This is a genomic window from Mycobacteroides immunogenum (assembly GCF_001605725.1).
Taxonomy (GTDB): domain Bacteria; phylum Actinomycetota; class Actinomycetes; order Mycobacteriales; family Mycobacteriaceae; genus Mycobacterium; species Mycobacterium immunogenum.
This window is the reverse complement of record NZ_CP011530.1, coordinates 4,408,835-4,433,087: the sequence shown is the minus strand read 5'-3', so window position 1 is coordinate 4,433,087 and position 24,253 is coordinate 4,408,835. Positions and strand designations below refer to the sequence as shown.

At 64.2% G+C, this 24,253-nt stretch carries 20 protein-coding genes; 15 read left to right on the top strand and 5 right to left on the bottom strand.

Annotation, left to right across the window (positions count from 1 at the left end):
* Positions 1-165: 165 nt before the first annotated feature.
* Positions 166-921, bottom strand: coding sequence for a TetR/AcrR family transcriptional regulator (locus tag ABG82_RS21930; protein WP_162269203.1), 756 nt, complete (start codon positions 919-921; stop codon positions 166-168).
* Positions 922-968: 47 nt separating this feature from the next.
* Here ABG82_RS21930 and ABG82_RS21925 point away from each other — a divergent pair, with 47 nt between their 5' ends.
* The 8 genes from ABG82_RS21925 to ABG82_RS21890 all read left to right on the top strand — a co-directional run bounded on the left by ABG82_RS21925 (position 969) and on the right by ABG82_RS21890 (position 16,085).
* Positions 969-2,462, top strand: coding sequence for a carotenoid oxygenase family protein (locus ABG82_RS21925; RefSeq protein ID WP_043076416.1), 1,494 nt, complete (start codon positions 969-971; stop codon positions 2,460-2,462).
* A 37-nt stretch (positions 2,463-2,499) separates the two neighbouring features.
* Positions 2,500-3,051 carry a nitroreductase family deazaflavin-dependent oxidoreductase gene (locus tag ABG82_RS21920; protein ID WP_052510919.1) on the top strand — a complete coding sequence of 184 codons (552 nt, stop codon included), beginning with the start codon at positions 2,500-2,502 and terminating at the stop codon, positions 3,049-3,051.
* Between the two features lie 47 nt (positions 3,052-3,098).
* Positions 3,099-3,695, top strand: coding sequence for a DUF4126 domain-containing protein (locus ABG82_RS21915; protein WP_043076417.1), 597 nt, complete (start codon positions 3,099-3,101; stop codon positions 3,693-3,695).
* Positions 3,696-3,775: 80 nt separating this feature from the next.
* The gene (locus ABG82_RS21910) at positions 3,776-5,155 is read left to right on the top strand and encodes an MFS transporter (protein ID WP_043076418.1); all 1,380 of its coding nucleotides are present in this window, start codon (positions 3,776-3,778) and stop codon (positions 5,153-5,155) included.
* Positions 5,156-5,318: 163 nt separating this feature from the next.
* The gene (locus ABG82_RS21905; RefSeq protein ID WP_043076619.1) at positions 5,319-6,446 is read left to right on the top strand and encodes an ABC transporter ATP-binding protein; all 1,128 of its coding nucleotides are present in this window, start codon (positions 5,319-5,321) and stop codon (positions 6,444-6,446) included.
* A gap of 459 nt (positions 6,447-6,905) precedes the next feature.
* A complete protein-coding gene (gene rpoB / locus ABG82_RS21900) occupies positions 6,906-10,421 on the top strand; it encodes a DNA-directed RNA polymerase subunit beta (RefSeq protein WP_078343695.1) in 3,516 nt (1,171 codons plus the stop codon).
* Positions 10,422-10,456: 35 nt separating this feature from the next.
* Positions 10,457-14,404: a DNA-directed RNA polymerase subunit beta' gene (locus ABG82_RS21895; protein ID WP_043076419.1), complete on the top strand. Its 3,948-nt coding sequence runs from the start codon at positions 10,457-10,459 to the stop codon at positions 14,402-14,404.
* Positions 14,405-14,675: 271 nt separating this feature from the next.
* Positions 14,676-16,085: an amino acid permease gene (locus tag ABG82_RS21890; RefSeq protein WP_043076420.1), complete on the top strand. Its 1,410-nt coding sequence runs from the start codon at positions 14,676-14,678 to the stop codon at positions 16,083-16,085.
* On the opposite strand, the gene ABG82_RS21885 is transcribed toward ABG82_RS21890, so the two are convergent.
* Both ABG82_RS21885 and ABG82_RS21880 read right to left on the bottom strand, forming a co-directional pair.
* Complete coding sequence (locus ABG82_RS21885; protein WP_043076421.1) at positions 16,082-16,372, bottom strand: DUF1905 domain-containing protein; 291 nt, start codon at positions 16,370-16,372, stop codon at positions 16,082-16,084. The two genes, ABG82_RS21890 and ABG82_RS21885, sit on opposite strands and share 4 nt — an antisense overlap.
* 56 nt (positions 16,373-16,428) lie before the next feature.
* On the bottom strand, positions 16,429-17,130 hold the full coding sequence (locus tag ABG82_RS21880; RefSeq protein ID WP_043076422.1) for a hypothetical protein: 702 nt from the start codon (positions 17,128-17,130) through the stop codon (positions 16,429-16,431).
* 85 nt (positions 17,131-17,215) lie between these two features.
* Between ABG82_RS21880 and ABG82_RS21875 the strand changes: the two genes are divergently transcribed.
* From ABG82_RS21875 to ABG82_RS21850, 6 genes are all read left to right on the top strand, one after another.
* On the top strand, positions 17,216-18,850 hold the full coding sequence (locus ABG82_RS21875) for an acyl-CoA dehydrogenase family protein (RefSeq protein ID WP_043076423.1): 1,635 nt from the start codon (positions 17,216-17,218) through the stop codon (positions 18,848-18,850).
* Positions 18,851-18,852: 2 nt separating this feature from the next.
* Positions 18,853-19,758, top strand: coding sequence for a crotonase/enoyl-CoA hydratase family protein (locus tag ABG82_RS21870; protein WP_078343697.1), 906 nt, complete (start codon positions 18,853-18,855; stop codon positions 19,756-19,758).
* Positions 19,759-19,760: 2 nt separating this feature from the next.
* Positions 19,761-20,504 (top strand): PaaX family transcriptional regulator C-terminal domain-containing protein, encoded by a 744-nt coding sequence (locus ABG82_RS21865; protein WP_043076424.1) that lies wholly within the window; start codon positions 19,761-19,763, stop codon positions 20,502-20,504.
* Complete coding sequence (locus ABG82_RS21860; RefSeq protein ID WP_043076425.1) at positions 20,501-21,277, top strand: crotonase/enoyl-CoA hydratase family protein; 777 nt, start codon at positions 20,501-20,503, stop codon at positions 21,275-21,277. The genes ABG82_RS21865 and ABG82_RS21860 overlap by 4 nt, the downstream gene beginning before the upstream one ends.
* Before the next feature lie 64 nt (positions 21,278-21,341).
* Entirely contained in the window at positions 21,342-21,908 is a 567-nt protein-coding gene (locus tag ABG82_RS21855) for a DUF3558 domain-containing protein (protein ID WP_043076426.1), read from the top strand.
* The gene (locus ABG82_RS21850; RefSeq protein WP_043076427.1) at positions 21,905-22,447 is read left to right on the top strand and encodes a DUF3558 domain-containing protein; all 543 of its coding nucleotides are present in this window, start codon (positions 21,905-21,907) and stop codon (positions 22,445-22,447) included. Before ABG82_RS21855 ends, ABG82_RS21850 begins: the two co-directional genes overlap by 4 nt.
* A gap of 21 nt (positions 22,448-22,468) precedes the next feature.
* Here ABG82_RS21850 and ABG82_RS21845 read toward each other — a convergent pair whose 3' ends face one another.
* Together ABG82_RS21845 and ABG82_RS21840 are read right to left on the bottom strand one after the other, a co-directional pair.
* Positions 22,469-22,915, bottom strand: coding sequence for a DUF3060 domain-containing protein (locus ABG82_RS21845; RefSeq protein ID WP_043076428.1), 447 nt, complete (start codon positions 22,913-22,915; stop codon positions 22,469-22,471).
* 59 nt (positions 22,916-22,974) lie between these two features.
* Positions 22,975-23,355, bottom strand: a complete 381-nt coding sequence (locus tag ABG82_RS21840; protein ID WP_043076622.1) for a DUF3060 domain-containing protein — start codon at positions 23,353-23,355, stop codon at positions 22,975-22,977.
* A gap of 207 nt (positions 23,356-23,562) precedes the next feature.
* Here ABG82_RS21840 and ABG82_RS21835 point away from each other — a divergent pair, with 207 nt between their 5' ends.
* Positions 23,563-24,171 carry a TetR/AcrR family transcriptional regulator gene (locus ABG82_RS21835; RefSeq protein ID WP_043076429.1) on the top strand — a complete coding sequence of 203 codons (609 nt, stop codon included), beginning with the start codon at positions 23,563-23,565 and terminating at the stop codon, positions 24,169-24,171.
* Positions 24,172-24,253 lie beyond the last annotated feature (82 nt).

Genomic DNA, 24,253 nt, shown 5'->3' with positions numbered 1-24,253 from the left:
GCTACCCGTGCGCCCAGACCACTCCGCCACGCGAGACATAGCACACCCCACCCGACCCACATTCATGGCAATAGAGCCTTTTTTGAGATCCCCGAGTGTGCGGATCCGGTCGAGATTCCGCGGAAAATCGACACGATCCGCACACTCATCGAAGTGCCGGGCGCCCTAAATGGATGCCGCGATCCGGGCCGCGGCGGCGGCCGCTGAACCGCTGACCCGCTCGGGGGTATCGCCCAGGGCGATAAGAAGATCCGTCGTCATCGAGCCCAGCACCGGGCCCACGGCGGCGCCGTCGTCGCCCCAAAATCCGGCCAGCTCCAGCATGACGAACCCGTGCATCACGGTCCAGAACTTGGCGGCCGTCGCGGCGACCTTCGCGGCATCATCGGGGGAGCCGTCGATCCGGCCGGCGGCCATGGCGCGCTGCACGGATCGGAACAGATAGGCCGCGCTGGGGTGCTCGGGGGTCAGGTGCGAGGTGTCGAACATGTTCTTACGGGGAGCGTTGACGCCATGCGCACTGGTTGTTCCGAACATCAATCGGTACATGTGCGGGTAGTCAATCGCGAACTGGCGGTAGGCCATACCCGTCAACATGAAGTCGGCGATCACGTCGTCGGTCTGCGCGACAGCGGCCTGGGCGTCGGCGAACTGGCGCAGCCCTTCCTCGGCCACTTCGGCGATCAGCTCTCGCATGCCGCCGAAATAGGTGTAGACGGCCATGGTGGAGGTGCCCGCCGCGGCGGCTATCTTGCGCGTCTGCAACGCGTCGGGGCCCTGCTCGTTGAGAAGTCGCACGGCCGCGGAGACGAGATCAACCCGGGGGTTACGGGTCACCGCCCGATCTGCACCCTCACTTTTTCGTCGGACAGATGAACTCATGGTCTTGCCATGTTCGCACAACGGGAGTACGTTCACCATAACGTCGTAATAACAGCGTTATGCCAGCCAGCCCCTTGGAGGACGCGATGACCGCCACAGCTCAGCCGCTCGCCACCGAAAGCCCGTATCTGACCGGAGTGTGGGAGCCGGTTCAGCAGGAAATGACCAGCACCGATTTGAAAGTCACCGGCACCCTTCCGGACTATCTGGACGGGCGTTACCTGCGCAACGGACCCAACCCTGCTGCCGAGGTGGACCCCGCGACGTATCACCTCTTCAGCGGGGACGCGATGGTGCACGGCCTGTCGCTGCGCGACGGCACGGCGCAGTGGTACCGCAATCGCTGGGTACGCACCGGGTCGGTGCGCAAGGCGCTCGGCGAACCGGTGCCGCCCGTGGGCAGTTCGGCAGGGACGTCGCTGATCGGGCCCAACACCAATGCGCTCAGTCACGCGGGCCGCACGTTGGCGTTGGTCGAGGGCGGTATCGCCAACTACGAACTCACTGACGAGTTGGATACCGTCGGCCCCTGCGACTTCCGCGGGACGCTGCCGGGCGGGTACACGGCCCACCCCAAGATCGATCCTGACACCGGCGAAATGCACGCCGTGTCATATTCTTTCGCGCGCGGAAACACGGTCCAATATTCGGTCATCGACACCTCCGGCAGGGCCCGCCGCACCGTAGACATCAAGGTGCACGGTTCGCCGATGATGCATGACTTCACCCTCACCGAAAAGTACGTCGTCCTGTACGACCTGCCGGTGACGCTTGATACCAACATGATCACCAAATCGGTTCCGATGCCGCCGATTCTGCGCAAACCCGCTCAATTGGTGATGCAATCCCTGATTGGCAAGATCAAGATTCCCGGCCCCATCGCGGCGAGGGCGACTCAGCTCTCGGGCAAGTCTCCCTCCATTCCGTATTCCTGGAACCCGGCCTACCCGGCCAGGATCGGCGTCATGCCGCGTGAGGGCCGCAATGCCGATGTGCGATGGTTCGAGATCGAGCCGTGCTACGTATTCCATCCGCTGAACGGATATTCCGAGGTCCGTGACGGCCAGGAAGTCATCGTGATTGATCTGGTGCGGTACGACTCGATGTTCTCCGCCGATGTGCTCGGTCCTAGTGATGCGCGCGGTCTGCTGGACCGCTGGGTCATCAACCTTGCCAAGGGCACCGTTGCCATGGAACGCCGCGATGACCGTCACCTCGAATTCCCCCGGATCAACGAGGAGCTGACCGGTAAGAAGCACCGGTACGGATATCTACCCTGTATCGCCGGAGCGTTCGAGTCCGACGGCAACGTAGATGGCAGCCTCGTCAAATTCGACTACGAGACGGGTACCGACACTCGAACCACGCTCGATTCACTGGCGGTGGGAGAGATGTCCTTTGTGGCGAACCCATCCGGAACTGCTGAAGACGACGGTGTGCTGGTGGGGTTCGGTCTCAGCGCGGGGACATCGGAGGGCAAGTTCGTCGTCCTGGACGCACAAACACTGGATCTGATGGCGACGGTGGATCTGCCGCAGCGCGTTCCGGCGGGATTCCACGGCAACTGGGCCCCGCGTTGAGACCATGGCCGGAGGTATTCGCGCACGCGGTTCGTCCATGAACGGGGCGCTGCCAGATTCCCTGCGTTATACCGACGGGCAGTACGTCTTTGAGCGCATGCCCGGATGGGACACGACCACGGCTGCGCTGGCGGAGCGACGCCGGTTTGCCAACGCGCTGCACGCGGTACACCGGCCGTGGTTCGCGATCCGGGTGCCACGCGGCGTCGGGGTGCTGACCACCATCGGAAGAAAGTCGGGAAGTCCACGCGTCACCTATGTCAAGGCCGTGCGTGACGGGAACAGGGTGTACCTGGCGGCGATCACTGGCCGGCACACTCTGTGGGTCAAGAACATTCAGGCCGATCCGCACGTGCGGATTCGGCTGACCGGCGGAACGTACGCGGGGAAGGCCCGGCCGATCGGCCCGGACGACCCGATGTATGAGGCCGCTCGCGAGCGGTTCTGTGGTGTCGTTCATCCCTTCGACTACGTCGAGAACATGTTTCACCGCAAGGGGTTGCCGTCGAGGCGCAAGATCGCCGAATTGCATCGTGCGTGGTTCGAAGGCGGGATTCCGTTGGTCGTGGAACTCGCCACTGGAGCGTGACACGGCAAATCGTCGCTGAAACGCGCTGACGGCGTCACACTCGTGGCATGGAGATCACGTCGGCCATCAGCGCGGTCCTCGGGGCGTTCGGGCTTTCGGGCGCAGCCGGTCTGAATGCCTGGCTGCCGTTGCTTGCGGTGGGCGCGGCCGATCGTCTGGGCTGGATCGAGCTCGGACCCTCCTATGGCTGGTTGTCCTCTACGCCGGCGCTGATCGTGCTCGCGATCATCTTTGTGCTCGACCTGATCGGCGACAAGATTCCGGCGCTCGATTCCGTTTTGCATGCGGTCGGCACGTTCATCGCACCCGCGTCGGGAGCCATTCTGTTCACCGCGGAGACAAGTCTTTCGTCGAATCTGCCGCCCGCGGTGGCCGCGATCCTCGGCGCCATCACGGCGGGCGGTGTACACGCCGGCCGGATGGTGGCGCGCCCCTTCGTGACCGGGACCACTGCCGGCGTGGGTAATCCGATGGTTTCCAGTGCCGAGGACGGCACTTCGCTGGTGCTGACGATTCTCGCGCTGGCGGTGCCGATTCTGGCTTTTCTCGTGGTGCTGGCGCTTTTGGTGGGTCTGGGATGGCTGGCATACCGGGCTATCCGATGGGCGCGGGGCAGACGAAAAACCGACGCTACCGGGCAGTAGGTTGCCCCGACGATCACCGCTATCGCAAGACGAATGTGGCTGCGGCCCATAGAGTGACCTGACGAGAGGGTGAAGGTGACATGAATCTGGCCGTACGGCACGTCGTAATCGCGTGCGCTGCATTGTTCGTGGCAAGGCTGACCATGCTGGACCACGGTCTGGCGGCGGTGTGGGGAGTGGACCGGGGTGAGGATGCCCTCGGCTCCATCGAATGGGCGACCGTCGCCGGCGACATAGTCGCCGTGGTGACCTTGCTCGTGTTCGCCCGGCTGGGCAACCACTTCCGCCCCACCACATTCCTGGCCACCGGTCTGGTGATTCTGGCACTGTCCACGGCCGGGTCGTTGATACCGGGATCGGCGACACTGCTGGCCTGGGTGATGTTGTTCTCGGCGCTGGGCGCCGGACTGACCATGGTGGCGTCGATGCTGATCGTCCTGCATTCGACACCCCGGCAGGGGCGGGGCTTCTCGCTGGGATTCTGGGTGGCGATGTACCCGTTGGCGATGCTGGCGGGTCAGGTGCTGGACATCAATTCGCCGCAGAACTGGCGCTCGATCACCTACGGAATCCTGGCTGCGACCGTTGTCGTGCTGGTGGTCGTGCTTACCCAGCCGCACCGCGAGTTCGTCGGCACCTTCGATACGTTCGACCTGGTCGGTGCGTTGCTGTGGCTGATCGGCGTATCTGCGCTGTCCTGGCTGCTGGTCGACGACTCCTCCCCGGTGCGGGCGGTAATCCTCGGGATCATCGCGTTGGGTGCCTTCGGTGGTCTGTTCGCGCAGACCCGCCGCAGGGGCTCGGCGGCGTTGATCGCCGCGGACGCCCTTACGCGTCCGGTTGTGCTGGCGGCGCTGCTGGCGATCACCGTGCTGACCTTCTTGGTGCGGTTCGCGGACTTCGACCATGCGGCGATGTGGTGGTCCATTGACCGTGAGCTGGCACCTTCCGATACGCCGCCGCTGGCGCTTTTTACCGCCGGACTGGTGCTCGCCCCGCTCGCCGGATACCTGATCGACGCGGGAAAACGCACGCTTGTCGCATTGTTGGGCACCCTGCTGCTGGTGGCCGGCGTGACGGTGACCGTGATCGAACTACACGCCGCAACCACCGAGGGCGCCCTAATCTGGGGATTGCTGCTTTCCGGGGCCGGCATCTCGACGCTGGCCGTCTACCTTTTCTATGCGGTGTTTCACGGAGTGTCGCCGGCACAGCTGACGGTGGTGGGTGGCCTGGCGGTGACCGCTTCCGCGCTGGGCGTCGTCCTGGGACAGTTCGTCCGCCAGCGCGCGCAGGTGGATCTGCTGACCGGCTACGGCCTTGGCCATCCCAGTGTCTTCGCCGATGTCGTCGCGATGATCGTCGTGCTCATCGCGCTGCTGGCTGGGGCGTTGCTCGTCGTGGAGCGCCGGCGGGGCAGCTCTACCGCTGCCGTATCCGCCGAATCCCCGTCGGACTGAGGGCTCGCACTAGAGACGTAGTGGCTGGTTATCACAGTTAGCCAGTCCCCGGACTCGGTCTGGACACAAACGCGATGCAGTTCTGGGGCATACGCTAAAGTGATCCGAACCACAGCCTGGCCGGGTTCGTGGTGAAGTGTGCGTGTTGCGGAAGGAACGCCTGGTGGGTGCAGAAGTCTCCGTCGAGGGTTTGACCAAGTCCTTTGGTTCACAACGAATCTGGGAGAACGTCACCCTGTCCCTGCCCCCGGGTGAAGTCAGCGTGCTGTTGGGTCCGTCCGGTACCGGTAAGTCGGTGTTCCTCAAGTCGCTGATCGGCCTGTTGCGACCGGAGCAGGGAGCCATCTACATCGACGGCACCAACATCATGGAGTGCTCGTCCAAGGAGCTCTACGAGATCCGCAAGCTGTTCGGCGTCATGTTCCAGGACGGCGCGCTGTTCGGCTCGATGAACCTCTACGACAACACCGCCTTCCCCTTGCGTGAGCACACCAAGAAGAAGGAATCCGAGATCCGCGACATCGTCATGCAGAAGCTTGACGTGGTGGGTCTTACCGGCCATGAGACCAAGTTCCCCGGTGAGATCTCCGGCGGTATGCGCAAGCGCGCCGGTCTGGCCCGCTCGCTGGTGCTGGACCCCCAGATCATCCTTTGTGACGAGCCGGACTCCGGTCTGGACCCGGTGCGTACCGCGTACCTCAGCCAGCTGCTCATCGACATCAACGCGCAGATCGACGCCACCATCCTGATCGTGACGCACAACATCAACATCGCTCGTACCGTGCCGGACAACATGGGCATGCTGTACCGCCGCAACCTGGTCATGTTCGGTCCGCGCGAGGTGCTGTTGACCAGCGACGAGCCGGTGATCAAGCAGTTCCTCAACGGCCGCCGTATCGGTCCGATCGGTATGTCCGAGGAAAAGGACGAGGCCACCATGGCCGAGGAGCAGGCGCACCTGGACGCCGGCCACCACGACGGTGGTGTCGAGGAGATCGAGGGTGTGCCCCCGCAGATTCAGGCCACCCCGGGTATGCCGGAGCGCAAGGCGGTGGGCCGCCGGCAGGCGCGCGTCCGCGAGATCATGCATCAGCTGCCTCCCGACGCGCAGGCCGCGATCCAGGACAGTTTCGCGGGCACCCACCAGTACCGGGTGCACGATTTCGGCGACGAGCCCACCGGGGTCACCACGGCGACGCTGGCTCCGCCGCACGCCGAGCAGCCCACCCAGACCATCAACACGAGTGACGACGACGCACCGACAGGTCAGATCCCGCCCGTAAAGGGGTAGCGCTCACTGGGTTGGTTTGTCGCGTAAGGCGATGGGACGGGCGCCCGCGCCAGCGAGGTGTGACACCCCACACAGGTGGCGAAGATGTCGTGTGTGTGACGGGTGTGGGGGAGGTATGTCCAGGTTGCCGAGGACATATCGCATGCAGGTCATCGTGGCTCTTTGCCTGCGCCCGGTATGCGCTCGACATCACAGAGAAAGAAACACCGAAAATACTGGCGCTATCTCTTGACGGAGGGCGTGCGAGGCGTCAATCTGTTTGGCAGCACGGACGCATGCGATTTCAGCGAGGCCGCCAGCCAGCGCTGATCCGCTGAATTGACCGGGCAGTTGAAGGCTGCGCGATAGTACGCTATTGTTAGACGTTGCGCTGGCTGCCTCCTGCCCACCTTCCCTCGCCGATGACGGTGTGGTCTTTGTTGTGTGTGTTTGGTCGTTTGCTTGCGCAAAACATCGCAGATGCGCGGCAACACTGGAGGACCGATCTTGGCAGTCTCTCGCCAGACTAAGACCGATAACGCAACTACTAACTCCGTACCTGGGGCACCCAACCGACTTTCCTTCGCCAAGCTGCGTGAACCGCTCGCGGTTCCCGGCCTGCTTGATGTGCAGACGGATTCCTTTGAATGGTTGGTCGGCTCGCCCCGTTGGCGCGAGGTTGCGACCGCACGCGGTGAGGTGAACCCGACCGGCGGCCTTGAGGAGATCCTCACGGAGCTGTCGCCGATCGAAGACTTCTCCGGCTCGATGTCGCTGTCCTTCAGCGACCCGCGCTTCGACGAGGTCAAGGCGCCCGTCGACGAGTGCAAAGACAAGGACATGACGTACGCGGCCCCGCTGTTCGTCACGGCCGAGTTCATCAACAACAACACTGGTGAGATCAAGAGCCAGACGGTCTTCATGGGTGACTTCCCGATGATGACCGACATGGGCACCTTCATCATCAACGGCACCGAGCGCGTGGTCGTCTCGCAGCTCGTCCGTTCGCCGGGTGTGTACTTCGACGAGAACATCGACAAGTCGACCGAGAAGACCCTGCACAGCGTCAAGGTCATCCCCGGCCGCGGTGCATGGCTCGAGTTCGACGTGGACAAGCGCGACACCGTCGGTGTGCGCATCGACCGCAAGCGCCGCCAGCCCGTCACCGTCCTGCTGAAGGCGCTCGGCTGGACCAACGAGCAGATCGTCGAGCGCTTCGGGTTCTCCGAGATCATGATGGGGACCCTGGAGAAGGACAACATCGCCGGACCCGACGAGGCGCTGCTGGACATCTACCGCAAGCTGCGCCCGGGCGAGCCGCCGACCAAGGAGTCCGCGCAGGCCCTGCTGGAGAACCTGTTCTTCAAGGAGAAGCGCTACGACCTGGCCCGGGTGGGCCGGTACAAGGTGAACAAGAAGCTGGGTCTGGGCGGAACCAACCCGGCGCAGGTGACCACCACCACCCTCACCGAGGAAGACGTCGTCGCCACCATCGAGTACCTGGTGCGCCTGCACGAGGGCCAGACCACGATGACCGCCCCCGGCGGCGTCGAGGTGCCGGTGGATGTGGACGACATCGACCACTTCGGTAACCGTCGTCTGCGTACCGTCGGCGAGCTGATCCAGAACCAGATCCGGGTCGGCCTGTCCCGCATGGAGCGCGTTGTGCGTGAGCGCATGACCACGCAGGACGTCGAGGCGATCACCCCGCAGACCCTGATCAACATCCGTCCCGTCGTGGCGGCGATCAAGGAGTTCTTCGGAACCAGCCAGCTGTCGCAGTTCATGGACCAGAACAACCCGCTGTCGGGCCTGACCCACAAGCGTCGTCTGTCGGCGCTGGGCCCCGGTGGTCTGACCCGTGACCGCGCCGGCCTTGAGGTCCGCGACGTGCACCCCTCGCACTACGGCCGCATGTGCCCGATCGAGACCCCGGAAGGCCCGAACATCGGCCTGATCGGCTCGCTGTCGGTGTACGCGCGGGTCAACCCGTTCGGCTTCATCGAGACGCCTTATCGGAAGGTGTCGGATGGTGTGGTTACTGACGAGATCCACTACCTGACGGCTGACGAAGAGGACCGCCACGTGGTGGCGCAGGCCAACTCGCCTGTGGACGCCAACGGTCGCTTCACCGAGGAGAAGATCCTGGTCCGCCGCAAGGGCGGCGAGGTCGAGTTCGTCTCGGCGACCGAGGTCGACTACATGGACGTTTCGCCGCGCCAGATGGTGTCGGTCGCCACGGCCATGATTCCGTTCCTCGAGCACGACGACGCCAACCGTGCCCTGATGGGTGCCAACATGCAGCGCCAGGCGGTTCCGCTGGTGCGTAGCGAGGCCCCGCTGGTCGGTACCGGCATGGAACTGCGTGCTGCCATCGACGCCGGCGACGTCGTCGTCGCGGAGAAGGCCGGTGTCATCGAAGAGGTGTCCGCCGACTACGTCACCGTGATGGCGGACGACGGCACCCGGCAGAGCTACCGGTTGCGCAAGTTCGCTCGCTCGAACCACGGCACCTGCGCCAACCAGAAGCCCATCGTTGACGAGGGTCAGCGGGTCGAGGTCGGTCAGGTTCTCGCAGACGGTCCTTGCACCGAGAACGGCGAAATGGCTCTCGGTAAGAACCTGCTCGTGGCAGTCATGCCGTGGGAAGGCCACAACTACGAGGACGCCATCATCCTGTCCAACCGTCTGGTGGAAGAGGACGTGCTCACCTCGATTCACATCGAAGAGCACGAAATCGATGCGCGCGACACCAAGCTGGGCGCCGAGGAGATCACCCGGGACATCCCGAACGTCTCCGACGAGGTGCTGGCTGACCTCGACGAGCGCGGCATCGTCCGCATCGGCGCCGAGGTCCGTGACGGCGACATCCTCGTCGGCAAGGTCACCCCGAAGGGTGAAACCGAGCTGACCCCCGAGGAGCGCCTGCTGCGTGCCATCTTCGGTGAGAAGGCCCGCGAGGTTCGCGACACCTCTCTGAAGGTGCCGCACGGTGAGTCCGGAAAGGTCATCGGCATCCGCGTCTTCTCGCGTGATGACGACGACGACCTGCCCGCCGGCGTGAACGAGCTGGTTCGCGTGTACGTCGCGCAGAAGCGCAAGATCTCCGACGGTGACAAGCTGGCCGGACGCCACGGCAACAAGGGCGTCATCGGCAAGATCCTGCCCGTCGAGGACATGCCGTTCCTGCCCGATGGCACCCCGGTGGACATCATCCTGAACACCCACGGTGTGCCGCGTCGTATGAACATCGGCCAGATCTTGGAAACCCACCTCGGGTGGATCGCCAAGACCGGCTGGAACATCGAGGGCGATCCCGAGTGGGCGCAGAACCTCCCCGAGGACCTGCAGTCGGCGCCCGCCGACACCCGCACGGCCACCCCGGTGTTCGACGGTGCCCGCGAGGAGGAGCTGACCGGACTGCTGTCCTCGACGCTGCCCAACCGGGACGGCGAGGTCATGGTGGACGGTGACGGCAAGGCGCGGCTGTTCGACGGCCGTAGCGGCGAGCCGTTCCCGTACCCGGTGACCGTCGGCTACATGTACATCTTGAAGCTGCACCACTTGGTCGACGACAAGATCCACGCGCGTTCGACCGGCCCGTACTCGATGATCACCCAGCAGCCGCTCGGTGGTAAGGCGCAGTTCGGTGGCCAGCGGTTCGGTGAGATGGAGTGCTGGGCCATGCAGGCCTACGGTGCGGCGTACACGCTGCAGGAGCTGTTGACCATCAAGTCCGACGACACCGTCGGTCGCGTGAAGGTCTACGAGGCGATCGTCAAGGGCGAGAACATCCCGGAGCCGGGTATCCCCGAGTCGTTCAAGGTTCTGCTCAAGGAACTCCAGTCGCTGTGCCTCAACGTGGAGGTGCTGTCCAAGGACGGCGCTGCCATCGAGATGCGCGACGGCGACGACGAGGACCTGGAGCGCGCTGCCGCGAACCTGGGAATCAACCTGTCCCGCAACGAATCTGCGTCCATTGAGGACTTCGCCTAACCGATTTCTATCCCGCAAGGGGAAAGGGAGTTTACGTGCTGGACGTCAACTTCTTCGATGAACTCCGTATCGGCCTCGCGTCGGCGGATGACATCCGTAACTGGTCCTTCGGCGAAGTCAAGAAGCCGGAGACCATCAACTACCGCACGCTCAAGCCCGAGAAGGACGGCCTGTTCTGCGAGAAGATCTTCGGACCTACTCGCGACTGGGAGTGCTACTGCGGCAAGTACAAGCGCGTGCGCTTCAAGGGCATCATCTGTGAGCGCTGCGGCGTCGAGGTGACTCGCGCCAAGGTGCGCCGTGAGCGGATGGGCCACATCGAACTGGCCGCCCCGGTCACGCACATCTGGTACTTCAAGGGTGTTCCGTCGCGCCTTGGCTACCTGCTGGACCTGGCGCCGAAGGATCTCGAGAAGATCATCTACTTCGCCGCCTACGTCATCACCTCGGTCGACGACGAGCTCCGCCACAACGAGCTCTCGACGCTTGAGGCCGAGATGGAGGTCGAGAAGAAGGCCGTCGCCGATCAGCGTGACGCCGACCTGGAGGCCCGTGCCCAGAAGCTCGAGGCCGACCTGGCCGAGCTGGAGGCCGAGGGTGCCAAGTCCGACGTGCGCCGCAAGGTGCGTGACGGTGGCGAGCGCGAGATGCGTCAGCTCCGCGATCGGTCGCAGCGTGAGCTGGACCGGCTCGACGAGATCTGGACCACCTTCACCAAGCTGGCTACCAAGCAGCTGATCGTCGATGAGGTGCTCTACCGCGAGCTGGTGGATCGCTACGGCGAGTACTTCACCGGCGCCATGGGTGCCGAGGCCGTGCAGAAGCTGATCCAGACCTTCGATCTCGACGCCGAGGCCGAGAACCTGCGCGAGACCATCCGCAGCGGCAAGGGACAGAAGAAGCTGCGCGCCCTCAAGCGCCTGAAGGTGGTGGCGGCGTTCCAGAACTCCACCAACTCACCCGGTGGCATGGTGCTGGACGCGGTGCCGGTGATCCCGCCGGAGCTGCGCCCGATGGTTCAGCTCGACGGTGGCCGCTTCGCGACCTCCGATCTCAACGACCTGTACCGCCGCGTCATCAACCGCAACAACCGCCTCAAGCGACTGATCGATCTGGGCGCGCCCGAGATCATCGTCAACAACGAGAAGCGGATGCTGCAGGAGTCCGTGGACGCGCTGTTCGACAACGGCCGTCGTGGACGTCCGGTCACCGGACCGGGTAACCGTCCGCTGAAGTCGCTGTCCGATCTGCTCAAGGGCAAGCAGGGCCGCTTCCGTCAGAACCTGCTCGGTAAGCGCGTCGACTACTCGGGCCGTTCGGTCATCGTGGTCGGCCCGCAGCTCAAGCTGCACCAGTGCGGTCTGCCCAAGCTGATGGCTCTCGAGCTGTTCAAGCCGTTCGTGATGAAGCGTCTGGTCGACCTGAACCACGCGCAGAACATCAAGAGCGCCAAGCGCATGGTGGAGCGTCAGCGCGCCCAGGTGTGGGATGTCCTCGAAGAGGTCATCGCCGAGCACCCGGTGCTGCTGAACCGTGCACCTACGCTGCACCGCCTGGGTATCCAGGCCTTCGAGCCGCAGCTGGTGGAAGGCAAGGCAATTCAGCTGCACCCGCTCGTGTGTGAGGCGTTCAACGCCGACTTCGACGGTGACCAGATGGCCGTGCACCTGCCGCTGTCGGCGGAGGCGCAGGCCGAGGCTCGCATCCTGATGCTGTCCTCGAACAACATCCTGTCGCCCGCGTCGGGTCGCCCGCTGGCCATGCCCCGTCTGGACATGGTGACCGGTCTGTACTTCCTGACCACCGAGATCCCCGGCGACACCGGTGCACACGTGCCCGCCGCCAAGGATCAGCCGGAGGAGGGCGTGTACAGCTCGCCCGCCGAGGCCATCATGGCGATGGACCGCGGTGCGCTGAGTGTCCGGGCACCTATCCGGGTGCGGCTGACGCAGCAGCGTCCGCCGGCCGAGGTTGAGGCCGAGCTGTTTGAAAACGGTTGGCAGCCAGGTGATGCCTGGGTCGCCGAGACCACGCTCGGCCGCGTGCTGTTCAACGAACTGCTGCCCCACGGGTACCCGTTCGTGAACAAGCAGATGCACAAGAAGGTGCAGTCGGCGATCATCAACGATCTCGCCGAGCGGTTCCCGATGATCGTGGTCGCGCAGACCGTCGACAAGCTCAAGGACGCCGGTTTCCACTGGGCCACGCGTTCGGGAGTCACGGTCTCCATGGCCGACGTGCTGGTGCCGCCGCAGAAGGCGGAGATCCTCGACCGCTACGAGAAGGAAGCGGAGCGGATCGAAAAGCAGTACCAGCGTGGTGCTTTGAACCAGCAGGAGCGTCGCGACGCGCTGGTCAAGATCTGGCAGGAAGCCACCGACGAGGTCGGTAAGGCGCTGGAGGAGCACTACCCGGCCGACAACCCGATCACCTTGCTGCCCAAGTCCGGCGCGACCGGAAACATGACCCAGGTGCGCAACCTGGCGGGCATGAAGGGTCTGGTGACCAACCCGAAGGGTGAGTACATCCCGCGTCCGATCAAGTCCTCGTTCCGTGAGGGCCTGACCGTTCTCGAGTACTTCATCAACACGCACGGCGCTCGTAAGGGTCTCGCCGATACCGCGCTCCGTACCGCTGACTCGGGTTACCTGACCCGTCGTCTGGTGGACGTCTCGCAGGACGTCATCGTCCGCGAGCACGACTGCGGCACCGAGCGTGGCATCAACGTGACCATCGCCGAGAAGCAGGCCGACGGCACGCTGATCCGCGATGCGCACATCGAAACCTCCGCCTACGCACGGACTCTCGCCGCCGACGCGGTGGATGCCGATGGCAACGTGCTGGTGGAGCGTGGACACGACCTGGGTGACCCGGCGATCGAGAAGCTGCTCGCCGCGGGTGTCACCACGGTCAAGGTCCGGTCGGTGCTCACCTGCACCACCGGCACCGGGGTCTGCGCGATGTGCTACGGCCGCTCGATGGCGACCGGCAAGCTTGTCGACATCGGCGAGGCGGCGGGCATCGTGGCCGCCCAGTCGATCGGTGAGCCCGGTACCCAGCTGACCATGCGTACGTTCCACCAGGGTGGCGTCGGTGACGACATCACCGGTGGTCTGCCGCGTGTCACCGAGCTGTTCGAGGCGCGAGTTCCCAAGGGCAAGGCGCCGATTGCCGACGTCACCGGACGGGTGCGCCTGGAAGAGGGCGAGCGCTTCTACAAGATCACCATCGTCCCGGACGATGGCGGCGAGGAAGTCGTCTACGACAAGCTCTCCAAGCGTCAGCGTCTGCGCGTCTTCAAGCACGAAGACGGCTCCGAGCGTCCGCTGGCCGACGGCGACCACGTCGAGGTCGGACAGCAGCTGATGGAAGGTGCGGCCGATCCGCACGAGGTGCTCCGCGTGATGGGTCCGCGTCAGGTGCAGGTGCACCTGGTCAACGAGGTTCAGGAGGTGTACCGCAGCCAGGGTGTGTCGATCCACGACAAGCACATCGAGGTCATCGTGCGCCAGATGCTGCGCCGCGTGACGATCATCGACTCGGGCGCAACGGAATTCCTGCCCGGCTCGCTCACCGAGCGTGGCGAGTTCGAGTCGGAGAACCGTCGCGTGGTGGCCGAGGGCGGCGAGCCCGCGGCCGGCCGTCCGGTGCTGATGGGTATCACCAAGGCATCGCTGGCCACCGACTCGTGGCTGTCGGCGGCGTCCTTCCAGGAGACCACTCGCGTGCTGACCGATGCGGCCATCAACTGCCGCAGCGACAGACTGAATGGTCTGAAGGAGAACGTCATCATCGGTAAGTTGATCCCGGCCGGTACCGGTATCAACCGCTACCGCAACATCTCGGTGCAGCCGACCGAAGAGGCGCGGGCCGCGGCGTACACGATCCCGTCGTACGAGGATCAGTACTACAGCCCCGATTTCGGTTCCAACACCGGTGCTGCGGTGCCGCTGGACGACTACGGATACAGCGACTACCGCTAGTTCAGACGAAAAAGGGCCCTGGGATAACCCCGGGGCCCTTTTTCGTTGTGCTGCTGGTCCATCAGTGTCGTGCTGTCTCGCGAGATCGACTTTTTGCAGCGAAAGATCGAGTCCGGCCCTGCATTTCGTCGATCTCGACGGCTTTGGTTGTCCCGGTGTTCACGTGATATCGAAACGCACTCACCAGTGCTACCGGTGCGATAAGCCGCTCGGGGCGGGGCTGTCCGGGGTTTCCTGTGCAATAACTGTCTACTCACGCAATGATGTCCGGATGACCGTTGCCAATTCCGAATCCGAGACGCCTGACGCCGGATACTCACGTGGCCTGTCCGCCCGCACGGTGCAGATGATCGCAATCGGCGGTGCCATCGGCACGGGCCTGTTCTACGGCGCCGGAGGTGCGATAGAGAAAGCCGGCCCGGGCCTCATCTTGGCCTATCTCGTCGCAGGCCTGGCCATATTCGTGATCATGCGCGCGCTCGGTGAACTGCTGGTCTACCGGCCGGTCTCGGGCAGTATCTCCGAATACGCCGAGGAATTCATGGGACGTTTCGCCGGCTTCGCCAATGGCTGGACGTACTGGGCCGTGTGGGCCACCACCTGTATGGCGGAGATAACCGTGGCCGGCGTCTACATCCAGCGATGGTGGCCAGGTGTCCCGCAATGGGTCACCGCGCTGGTGGTTCTGCTGATTCTGTTCGGGGCCAACCTGATATCGGTCAAGATCTTTGGCGAGGCCGAGTTCTGGTTCTCGATGATCAAGGTGACGGCCATCCTCGGCATGATCATCATCGGTATCGGTGTACTGCTACCCATTTCGGGGCTGGGGCCGGAGACAGGTCCCAGCGTCGCCAATCTGTGGAACGACGGCGGCTTCTTCCCGACCGGATTCAGTCAGGCGCTGTTGAGTCTGCAGATCGTCGTGTTCGCCTATGTCGGCGTGGAGTTGGTCGGCGTGACGGCCGGGGAAGCTCAGAACCCAAAAGTAACTCTGCGCAAGGCGATCAACACCTTGCCGTTCCGCATCGGATTGTTCTATGTGGGTGCGCTGATCGTCATTCTGTCGATCCAGGGCTGGCGCAACTATCACAAGGGGGAGAGCCCCTTCGTCGCCGTGTTCGAGTACCTCAACATTCCGCAGGCCGCCAATATCGTGAACTTCATCCTGCTGACGGCCGCGCTTTCGTCGTGCAATTCGGGCATCTACTCGACGGGACGCATGGTCCGCAGCCTGGCTCAGCGCGGCGATGCCCCGGTGGGGTTGCAGGCTCTGAGTTCGCGGCACGTCCCGATGCTGGCCATCTGCTTCTCGGCGCTCGCCATGGGTATCGGTGTGTTCGTCAACTGGCTCTCGCCCGATAAGGCGTTCGCGTACATCACGTCGGTGTCGACTATCGGCATTATCTTCGTGTGGGGCTCAATCCTGGTTTCCCACATGATTTATCGCAAGAGGGTTGCTGCCGGAGCGCTGCCTGCCTCGGACTACCGGTTGCCCGGTGCTCCGGTGACGAATCTGTTGGCGCTGGGGTTCCTGGCCCTGGTGGTGGTGCTGCTGTTCTTCACCGAGGACGGCCGCACCGCGATCCTGGTGGGTGTGGTGTGGTTCATCATCGTGGTGCTCGGCTACTTCGTGCATCACGGCGAGCCGGTGCACCACGCCGAGCAAGACCAAGACGCCTAGGTGCGGTCGGTATCCAGCCTGATCTCTACGGTCACTCGGTCGCCCGGCCCCTTGCCCAGCAGTTTCTGGATATCCTTGCGCACGCCAAGAAGGTGCTTGCCGCCGTACGGAGCCAACGATCCCGTGTAGGCCACCGATCCGTCGAATAGGGCATGTACCGGCACCCGGGTCCTGACGCCGAAGGTGTCCAGCGCCGAGTGGGGAAACTCGACGTAGGCGCCGGGCCCCTCGGGCTTCTCGATGATTGCCGCAAACGTGATGGCGCCGGGATCGCGGTATTGCACCATGACCTGAGCGTAGAGGTCGCCGACACGGGCGTCGGGGCAATTTGTGCCCGATGCTTCTAGAACGGTCGGATCACGTCGTATCTGCTGGTTGCGACGGTGTCGATATTGGTATGAGCACCAAAGGTTTTGACGCTTTCGAGCATGGCAGTGACGCGCTCGGTCAGCTGTTGTTGATCCGTGGCGCCGTACCAGGCCAGCGGGTCGGTCAGGGCAGAGGCCGGAAATTGTTCGAACACGATGGCGGAGATCGCGGGTGCGCCGGACGATGTGGGCCGGACGACCAGGTTCTGTTCGTATCGGATCGTCGACTGCAGATCGAGTGCGTTCTGTGTGTGCACGCCTTGCCACTGGTGGCGCCATTCCTCGAACGGCATCCCGGCAGGTCTGCGCAGCAGTGCGATGTTGGTGAAGCCTGTCGACCGTTCCCCGTGTTCGGCGCTAGGAGAGGGGAGCGGCACCGATTCGGTGACCAGATAGCCGTGCGCCGCGGCCGAGATCCTGCTCAGGATTGCCTCGATCTCGCGCGTCTGCGGCCCGTACGACTGCTGAACCCACACGCTGATCGCTGCGGTGAAAGGCGGGTCCAGGGTTGTCAGGCGCAGGTTCGCCGCGCGCACGTCGGCGTCATGCACACACACGGTCAGCCCGTGCACGCCCGCCGCGCGGATCTTGTCGACGGCGCCGGTGCGCAGCTGTTCTGCCCACTCGTCGGTGGCGGCATCGGATGGTTGGCGCAGCACGAAGACGACCTTCTCCACGTCTTCATTTCTAGTGCACCGGAAGCCTCGAAAGGCCGGGTGAACAGATCTTGTGCGGTTGTCGAAGAAATGTAACACTGGGTCCATGGCCGATACGCATGTCGTCACCAACCAGGTCCCCGAGCTCCGCGACTACAACGCCGCGACCAGTCCGGTGTTGATGGAAGCGCTCATTCGCGAGGGCGGTCAGTGGGGCGTCGAGGAGGTGCTGGAGGTCGGGGCCTTGAACGGCACCGACCGCATGCAGCGGGCTGGCGAGCTGGCGAACCGCAACCGCCCGGTGCTGCATACACACGACAGGTGGGGGCATCGTGTCGACGAAGTCGAATTCGACCCGGCCTACCACGAGCTCATGCGAGAGGCAGTCGCTCATGGGTTGCATGGTGCGCCCTGGGCCGATGACCGGCCGGGTGCGCATGTGGTGCGTGCCGCGAAGACTGGGGTGTGGACGGCCGATCCCGGACATATGTGCCCAATCTCCATGACCTACGCCGTGATTCCGGCGCTGCGTGCCAACCCCGAGCTCGCTGCCGTCTATGAGCCGCTGCTGTCCAGCCGGGTGTATGACCCGGCCCTGGCGGTGCCCTCCGCCAAGGCGGGGCTGACCGCAGGCATGTCGATGACCGAGAAGCAGGGTGGCTCGGATGTGCGCGCGGGCACCACTACCGCCACACTCAACGCCGACGGCAGCTACACGCTGGTCGGGCACAAGTGGTTCACCTCGGCGCCGATGTGCGATGTGTTCCTGGTGCTGGCCCAGGCCCCCGGCGGCCTGTCATGTTTCTTCCTGCCGCGGGTGCTACCCGACGGCACCCGCAACCGGATGCGATTGCAGCGCTTGAAGGACAAGCTCGGTAACCACTCGAACGCGTCCTCCGAGGTCGAGTACGACGACGCCATCGCGTGGCTGGTCGGCGAGGAGGGCAAGGGCGTCAAGACCATCATCGAGATGGTCAACATGACGCGATTGGACTGCACACTGGGATCGGCTACCAGCATGCGCACGGGTGTCGCACTGGCCATGCATCACGCCCAGCACCGTAAGGCTTTCGGCGAGTATCTGATTGATCAGCCATTGATGCGTAACGTGCTCGCGGATCTCGCGATCGAGGCCGAGGCGGCCACCATGGTCGCGATGCGGATGGCGGGTGCCACCGACCGGGCCACGCGCGGGGATGAGACCGAGTCCTTGCTGCGTCGTATCGGGTTGGCCGCCAGTAAGTACTGGGTGTGTAAGCGTGCCACCCCGCACGCCGGCGAGGCGATGGAATGCCTGGGCGGCAACGGTTACGTCGAGGATTCGGGCCTGCCGCGCCTTTATCGCGAGGCGCCGCTGATGGGGATCTGGGAAGGCTCCGGCAACGTGAGTGCCCTGGACACGTTGCGCGCCATGGCCACTAAGCCCGAATGTGTCGAGGTGCTGTTCAAGGAGCTTGCCCTGGCCCAAGGGCAGGACGAGCGTCTGGATCGCCACATCAACGGATTGCAGGCGCAGCTCGGTGATCTGGAGTCGGTGACCTATCGCGCTCGCAAGGTCGCCGAAGATATCTGCCTGGCGCTGCAGGGTGCGCTGTTGGTCCGGCATGGCCATCCGGCGGTTGCCCAGGCCTTCCTGGCGACCCGGCTGGCCGGTGACTGGGGCGGGGCATTCGGAACTCTGCCAACAGGATTGGACCTTTCGCCGATCCTGGAGCGGGCGACCGTGAAGTCGGGCAACTGACGGTGGACACCTTGAAGACGATGACCTATGAGGTCACCGATCGGATTGCGCGCATCACCTTCAACCGACCCGAGCAGGGCAATGCCATCATCGCCGAGACTCCGCTGGAACTGGCGGCACTGGTGGAACGCGCCGACCTGGACCCGCAGGTGCATGTGATTCTGGTATCCGGCAGGGGTGATGGGTTTTGCGGCGGCTTCGATCTGAGTGCCTACGCCGAGGCCAATGACGAAGGCTCGGCGCGATATTCGGGCACCGCCCTGGACGGTCAGGTGCAGTTGCGCAACCACCTGCCGAACATCAACTGGGATCCGATGCTCGACTACCAGATGATGAGCCGGTTCACCCGCGGCTTCTCCTCGCTCTTGCACGCCAACAAGCCGACCGTGGTGAAGGTGCACGGATATTGCGTGGCGGGCGGCACCGATATCGCATTGCACGCCGACCAGTTGATCATCGCCGCCGATGCCAAGATCGGATACCCGCCCACCCGGGTGTGGGGCGTGCCGGCCACCGGGCTCTGGGCGCACAAACTGGGCGACCAGCGTGCGAAACGTCTTCTGCTGACCGGTGATTGCCTATCGGGCCAACAGGCCTACGACTGGGGCCTGGCGGTCGAGGCGCCTGATCCCGATGAGCTGGATGAGCGCACCGAACGGCTTGTCGAGCGCATCGCGGCCATGCCGCTGAATCAGCTGATGATGGTCAAGCTGGCCTGCAACTCGGTGCTCATCAATCAAGGAATCGCTAACAGTGCCATGGTGGGCACCGTTTTCGACGGTATCTCGCGGCACACTCCGGAGGCCCACGCATTCACCGCCGATGCCATCGCGAACGGCTACCGGCAAGCGGTCCGGCATCGAGATGAGCCATTCGGTGATTACGGCCGTAAGCCCACCGAACTGTAGCGATGGACAACCCGGTCGATCATCACCCGCTGACCGCGCGCTCGGTCATCTTGAGTCTGCTGCTCGGTGCGCATCCCGCTGAGTTGTCGGTACGCGAAATCCGGGCATTGACCACCCTGTTCGGAATCAGTGACACCACGGTTCGAGTGGCGCTGACCCGTATGGTCGCCGCCGGGGACCTGCTCAGAACCGACGCCGGGTATCGGCTTGCCGAACGCCTGCAGGCTCGTCAGCTCCGGCAGGACGAGGCATGCGATCCGCATCGGGGCTCGTGGGACGGCACCTGGAGGCAGCTGGTCATCACCAGCGTGGGCCGCGATGCCCGTGACCGTAACGACCTGCGAACTACACTGCGGCAGAGCCGCTTCGGAGAGCTCCGGGAAGGTGTGTGGCTGCGTCCGGAGAACCTTGAGGTCGACCTGCCGCCGTCGGTGACCGACCACGTGTGGGTCTTGCGCACCAGGACGGACCACCCCGAATCGCTCGCCGCGCAACTGTGGGATCTATCCGGGTGGTCGCTGTACGCAACGGCACTATTGCAGTGGTGGGACCGGGCCGAAGCGGTTCCGGCCCGATTCGTGTTGGCCGCCGCAATGGTGCGGCATCTGCTGGCCGACCCGGTGCTGCCGGACGAACTTTTGCCGAAAGACTGGCCTGCCGACGAAATACGTTCCCGTTATCGGGAATTCAAAGAAGAGCTGGTGACGCTGCGGGACACCGCCGAGATGGAGGAAGCCTCTCTATGAGTGACGACAAGGAATCGGCAGTCCGGGTTGAGAAGGTGGGGCCGGTGACGACGGTCATCCTCAATCGGCCCCACGCCCGTAACGCCGTCGACGGTCCCACCGCGGCGGCATTACTGGCGGCGTTCACCGAATTCGACGCTGATCCCGAGGCTTCGGTGGCCGTGCTCTGGGGCGATAACGGAACATTCTGTGCCGGGGCCGATCTCAAGGCGATGGGTACAGACCGCGGAAACGAACTGCACCCGCACGGCCCCGGTCCCATGGGCCCCTCGCGGCTGCGGCTGTCCAAACCGGTGATCGCGGCGATCTCGGGGCACGCGGTCGCCGGCGGGATCGAGCTGGCGCTGTGGTGCGACCTGCGGGTGGTCGAAGAGGACGCCGTGCTGGGCGTGTTCTGCAGGCGCTGGGGTGTCCCGCTCATCGACGGCGGCACGATCAGGCTGCCGCGGCTGATCGGGCACTCGCGTGCCATGGATCTCATCCTCACCGGGCGCCCCGTCGCGGCGAGTGAGGCGCTGGACATCGGGCTTGCCAACAGAGTGGTGCCGCGTGGTCAGGCCCGGGTAGCGGCCGAGGCGCTGGCCGCCGAGATCGCGGCCTTCCCGCAACTCTGCGTGCGCGCCGACCGTGATTCGGCCATCGCACAGTGGGGGATGAGCGAGGAAGCCGCCCTGGACAACGAGTTTGGCAGTATCGAGCGTGTCGCCGCCGAGGCGATGGAAGGTGCGGGCAGGTTCGCAGCCGGTGCGGGCCGGCACGGCGCCGGAGTCTGACACGCGGCGCCGCGAGCGCCGACACACTGGGAGTTATCGGAGTCCCACGACATGCGGACGTACTGTGGACACCGTGAGTGCGCGGATTGTCCCGGTGTCGGCCCTGGTCATTGCCGCCGCGATGCTGGCGGGATGTTCACCTAAACCGCCCGCGGATGGCGACAGCGACAGCGGCGGGTCGCCCGATGTTCAGGTGAGCACGGTGCCCGAGGTGAACAACGGGCCCGGCAAGGGTTTCAAACTGGGTGACTGCGGCGGCATGAGCGATGCGGAAGTCGTTGCGGCGGTGGGTGTCCCGGGCCTCAAGCGCGATGTCGACAGTCTGCTGGGCTGCCGGTGGTCCACGGGGCCCGGAACGCAAGACACGTCCATCTCGCTGTACTGGTACCGGGGCAGTTCGGCGCAGAAGGAGGCGTCAGTGGCCCGGAACCTCGGGCACACGGTGGAATCGGTGACCACCAAGTCCTACCCGGGGTATCGAGTCAGCAATGTCGGGCTGTGCGAGCTATCCGCGGGATCGGGACCGGACTTTCTGCACTGGTCCCTGCAATCGCCTGTCGCCAAGAATGATCCGTGCAAGGCCGTCGATACCCTGATGGATTCGCTGTTGGGCAAGGTGGGCAAGGAATGAAGAAGATTGCCAGCGCCCTGGCTGTCGTGGCGCTACTACTTGCCGGACCGACCGGGTGTGCGCGCACCGTGGACGGCATCGCCGTCGCGCCCGGTGATGGTCTGCATGCCGACGACAAGGGGGAGAACGACAAGCTGGATCCGTACGGATTCGCCAACGGTCAATGTGGTCCCCTCGATGAGAAGACGATTGTCGAAGCGGTCAAGGCCGCCCAGATTTACCAGAACTTCTTTGGGGCACTGTGCTATTGGGTAGCCGCCGACGATGCCGGAAACCTCATCGACCTGCTCTACGCGTATTACGAGGGCGGGGATGTCGATCGCGACCGCAGGTCCGCGGACGGGATGGGCAAGAAGACCGCCGACATCACGATCAATGGCCGTAAAGGGTTCACCAGCAGTGGTCCCGGCGGGGGCTGCGGCGTGACCGTTCCGGCCGGCACAGGTTCGCTGACCTGGTGGGTTCAGTACCGAAAAGGCGGCGACAGCTGCGCTGCCGCGCGCCAGCTGGTGGAGAACATCGTGCAGACGGTGCTGTGACCGCGGCCTGGGTCAGTACGACTAGGAAGCCTTCTGGATGGTGTTGTTGCTCCCGTAGTTGTTGACCTTGGGCTCGCCCGTCTTATAGGTGAGCTTGTTCCCGTAGCCGGTGACCGTGACTTCGGTCTTGAGCTCATCGAATGTGACGGTGTTCGAGAAACCCGAGACGGTGACCTTGTCGCAGGGCCCGGTGATGGTGAGGGTGTTGTTGGCGCCGGTGATGTTCAGGCCCTTGCCCGCTTCGCAGGCCGCCGTGGTGGTCTGGTTGAAGTAGCCGATGACAGTCTCGTCACCGATGTTGACTCGCGCCGATGTCGGAGTGCTGGCGCTTGAGGTGGTGGCACTGCTAGACGGGGGCGTCCAGGTGCCGGGTGTCGGATTGCTCGAACCCGGTTTGATGGTGCCGCAGCCGGCCAGTCCGAGGGTGGCGATGGCGAGGGTGGCACAGACCAGGCGAGTGCGGGACATGTCCTCAAGTATCCCGGCCCAGCCATGTTCGCGGGGGACTCGCGGGGAAAGGGGAGCGGTCAGCCAGGAATGCGGTCGATGAAATTCATCATGCCCAGCTCGCGGCCGCGATCGATGACCGCCGGTTCGCCAGACTTGTAGAGCACCTTCTGATTGAAGCCGTAGACGGTGATGTCGTTGACCACGTTGTCGGCGATGATCGTGTTGGACGATCCCTGCACCGAGATCGCGTAGCAGCTGCCGAGCGCGGTGATGACGTTCTGCGATCCGTTCACGAAAACAGTGGAGTCGCCGCAGTCGATGGTGGTGACCAGGCCGTACTGGGTGATGTGGGTATCGCCGTTCTTGGCCAGCCGGATGTTGTCGGCAAGGTGCGAGCCACCGCTGCGTGAACTCATCAACGCGGCGATACCGGCGGTCACCAGGATGCCGACCAGCATGCGCTGCGCGACAGAAACTAGAACGTGTTTCATTTCAGCGTCCCGATCACTCGATGAGAATAAGCCACGGCACGCCACGACAGGTTCGATGGGCAGACAAACACAAAGGTGACGGTGGGGGAGATAGGGTCATAGCAGGCCATCTGCCCAGGAGGCCGCGTTTGTCAGCCCAGAACTAGAACGACTCATCCTCGAAGGCGGCCCCACGTGACGACCGAGCCCGCAACCGCGCACCGCAGAACCCCTGCGCGGGCGACCAGGCTCAACCGCGAAACCGTCGTCAATGCCGCGCTGTCCTTTCTGGATCGGGCGGGATGGGATGCGCTGACCATCAACGCGCTGGCCGTCGAGCTCGGCACCAAGGGGCCCTCGCTCTACAACCATGTGGATAGCCTCGACGATCTGCGTCACGAGGTACGCGACCGGGTGCTGGTCGAGATCGTCGGCATGCTGCACACCGTGAGTTCGGGTCGTACCAGCGAGGACGCGATCCTGGCAATGGCGGGTGCGTACCGCAGTTATGCGCATCACCATCCCGGCAGATATGCCGCGCTGACCCGGATGCCGTTCCTGGACGCGGTGGATCGGCCGACCATCGACGCACGCGAGTTGGCCAAGCCCGCGACCGAGGTCATCGGGGTCTACGGGCTCAACGAAGACACCGCCTTCCACGCCGGCGTCGAGCTGTGGGCCGCCATGCACGGCTTCGTCATGCTGGAAATGACCGGTTTCATGGCAGGTATCGAGATGGATCCCGATGCCGCGTTCGCCGAGATGGTGCACCGCTTCGCCTCGGGTCTTGCCGAACGTAAGTAGCCATGTTGCTCCGGTGTTGGTGAGCCGCCGCCTACCAGCACTTTGTCCCTGGTAGGCGAGTTTGTCTCACTGTGATCAGCCC

What these genes read in the sequence shown, in the direction of transcription:
- ABG82_RS21930 (WP_162269203.1), bottom strand. Translation starts at nt 921, where the DNA reads ATGGTGAACGTACTCCCGTTGTGCGAACATGGCAAGACCATGAGTTCA.
- ABG82_RS21925 (WP_043076416.1), top strand. Translation starts at nt 969, where the DNA reads ATGACCGCCACAGCTCAGCCGCTCGCCACCGAAAGCCCGTATCTGACC.
- ABG82_RS21920 (WP_052510919.1), top strand. Translation starts at nt 2,500, where the DNA reads ATGAACGGGGCGCTGCCAGATTCCCTGCGTTATACCGACGGGCAGTAC.
- ABG82_RS21915 (WP_043076417.1), top strand. Translation starts at nt 3,099, where the DNA reads ATGGAGATCACGTCGGCCATCAGCGCGGTCCTCGGGGCGTTCGGGCTT.
- ABG82_RS21910 (WP_043076418.1), top strand. Translation starts at nt 3,776, where the DNA reads ATGAATCTGGCCGTACGGCACGTCGTAATCGCGTGCGCTGCATTGTTC.
- rpoB (WP_078343695.1), top strand. Translation starts at nt 6,906, where the DNA reads ATGCGCGGCAACACTGGAGGACCGATCTTGGCAGTCTCTCGCCAGACT.
- ABG82_RS21890 (WP_043076420.1), top strand. Translation starts at nt 14,676, where the DNA reads ATGACCGTTGCCAATTCCGAATCCGAGACGCCTGACGCCGGATACTCA.
- ABG82_RS21885 (WP_043076421.1), bottom strand. Translation starts at nt 16,372, where the DNA reads ATGGTGCAATACCGCGATCCCGGCGCCATCACGTTTGCGGCAATCATC.
- ABG82_RS21875 (WP_043076423.1), top strand. Translation starts at nt 17,216, where the DNA reads ATGGCCGATACGCATGTCGTCACCAACCAGGTCCCCGAGCTCCGCGAC.
- ABG82_RS21865 (WP_043076424.1), top strand. Translation starts at nt 19,761, where the DNA reads ATGGACAACCCGGTCGATCATCACCCGCTGACCGCGCGCTCGGTCATC.
- ABG82_RS21860 (WP_043076425.1), top strand. Translation starts at nt 20,501, where the DNA reads ATGAGTGACGACAAGGAATCGGCAGTCCGGGTTGAGAAGGTGGGGCCG.
- ABG82_RS21850 (WP_043076427.1), top strand. Translation starts at nt 21,905, where the DNA reads ATGAAGAAGATTGCCAGCGCCCTGGCTGTCGTGGCGCTACTACTTGCC.
- ABG82_RS21845 (WP_043076428.1), bottom strand. Translation starts at nt 22,915, where the DNA reads ATGTCCCGCACTCGCCTGGTCTGTGCCACCCTCGCCATCGCCACCCTC.
- ABG82_RS21840 (WP_043076622.1), bottom strand. Translation starts at nt 23,355, where the DNA reads ATGCTGGTCGGCATCCTGGTGACCGCCGGTATCGCCGCGTTGATGAGT.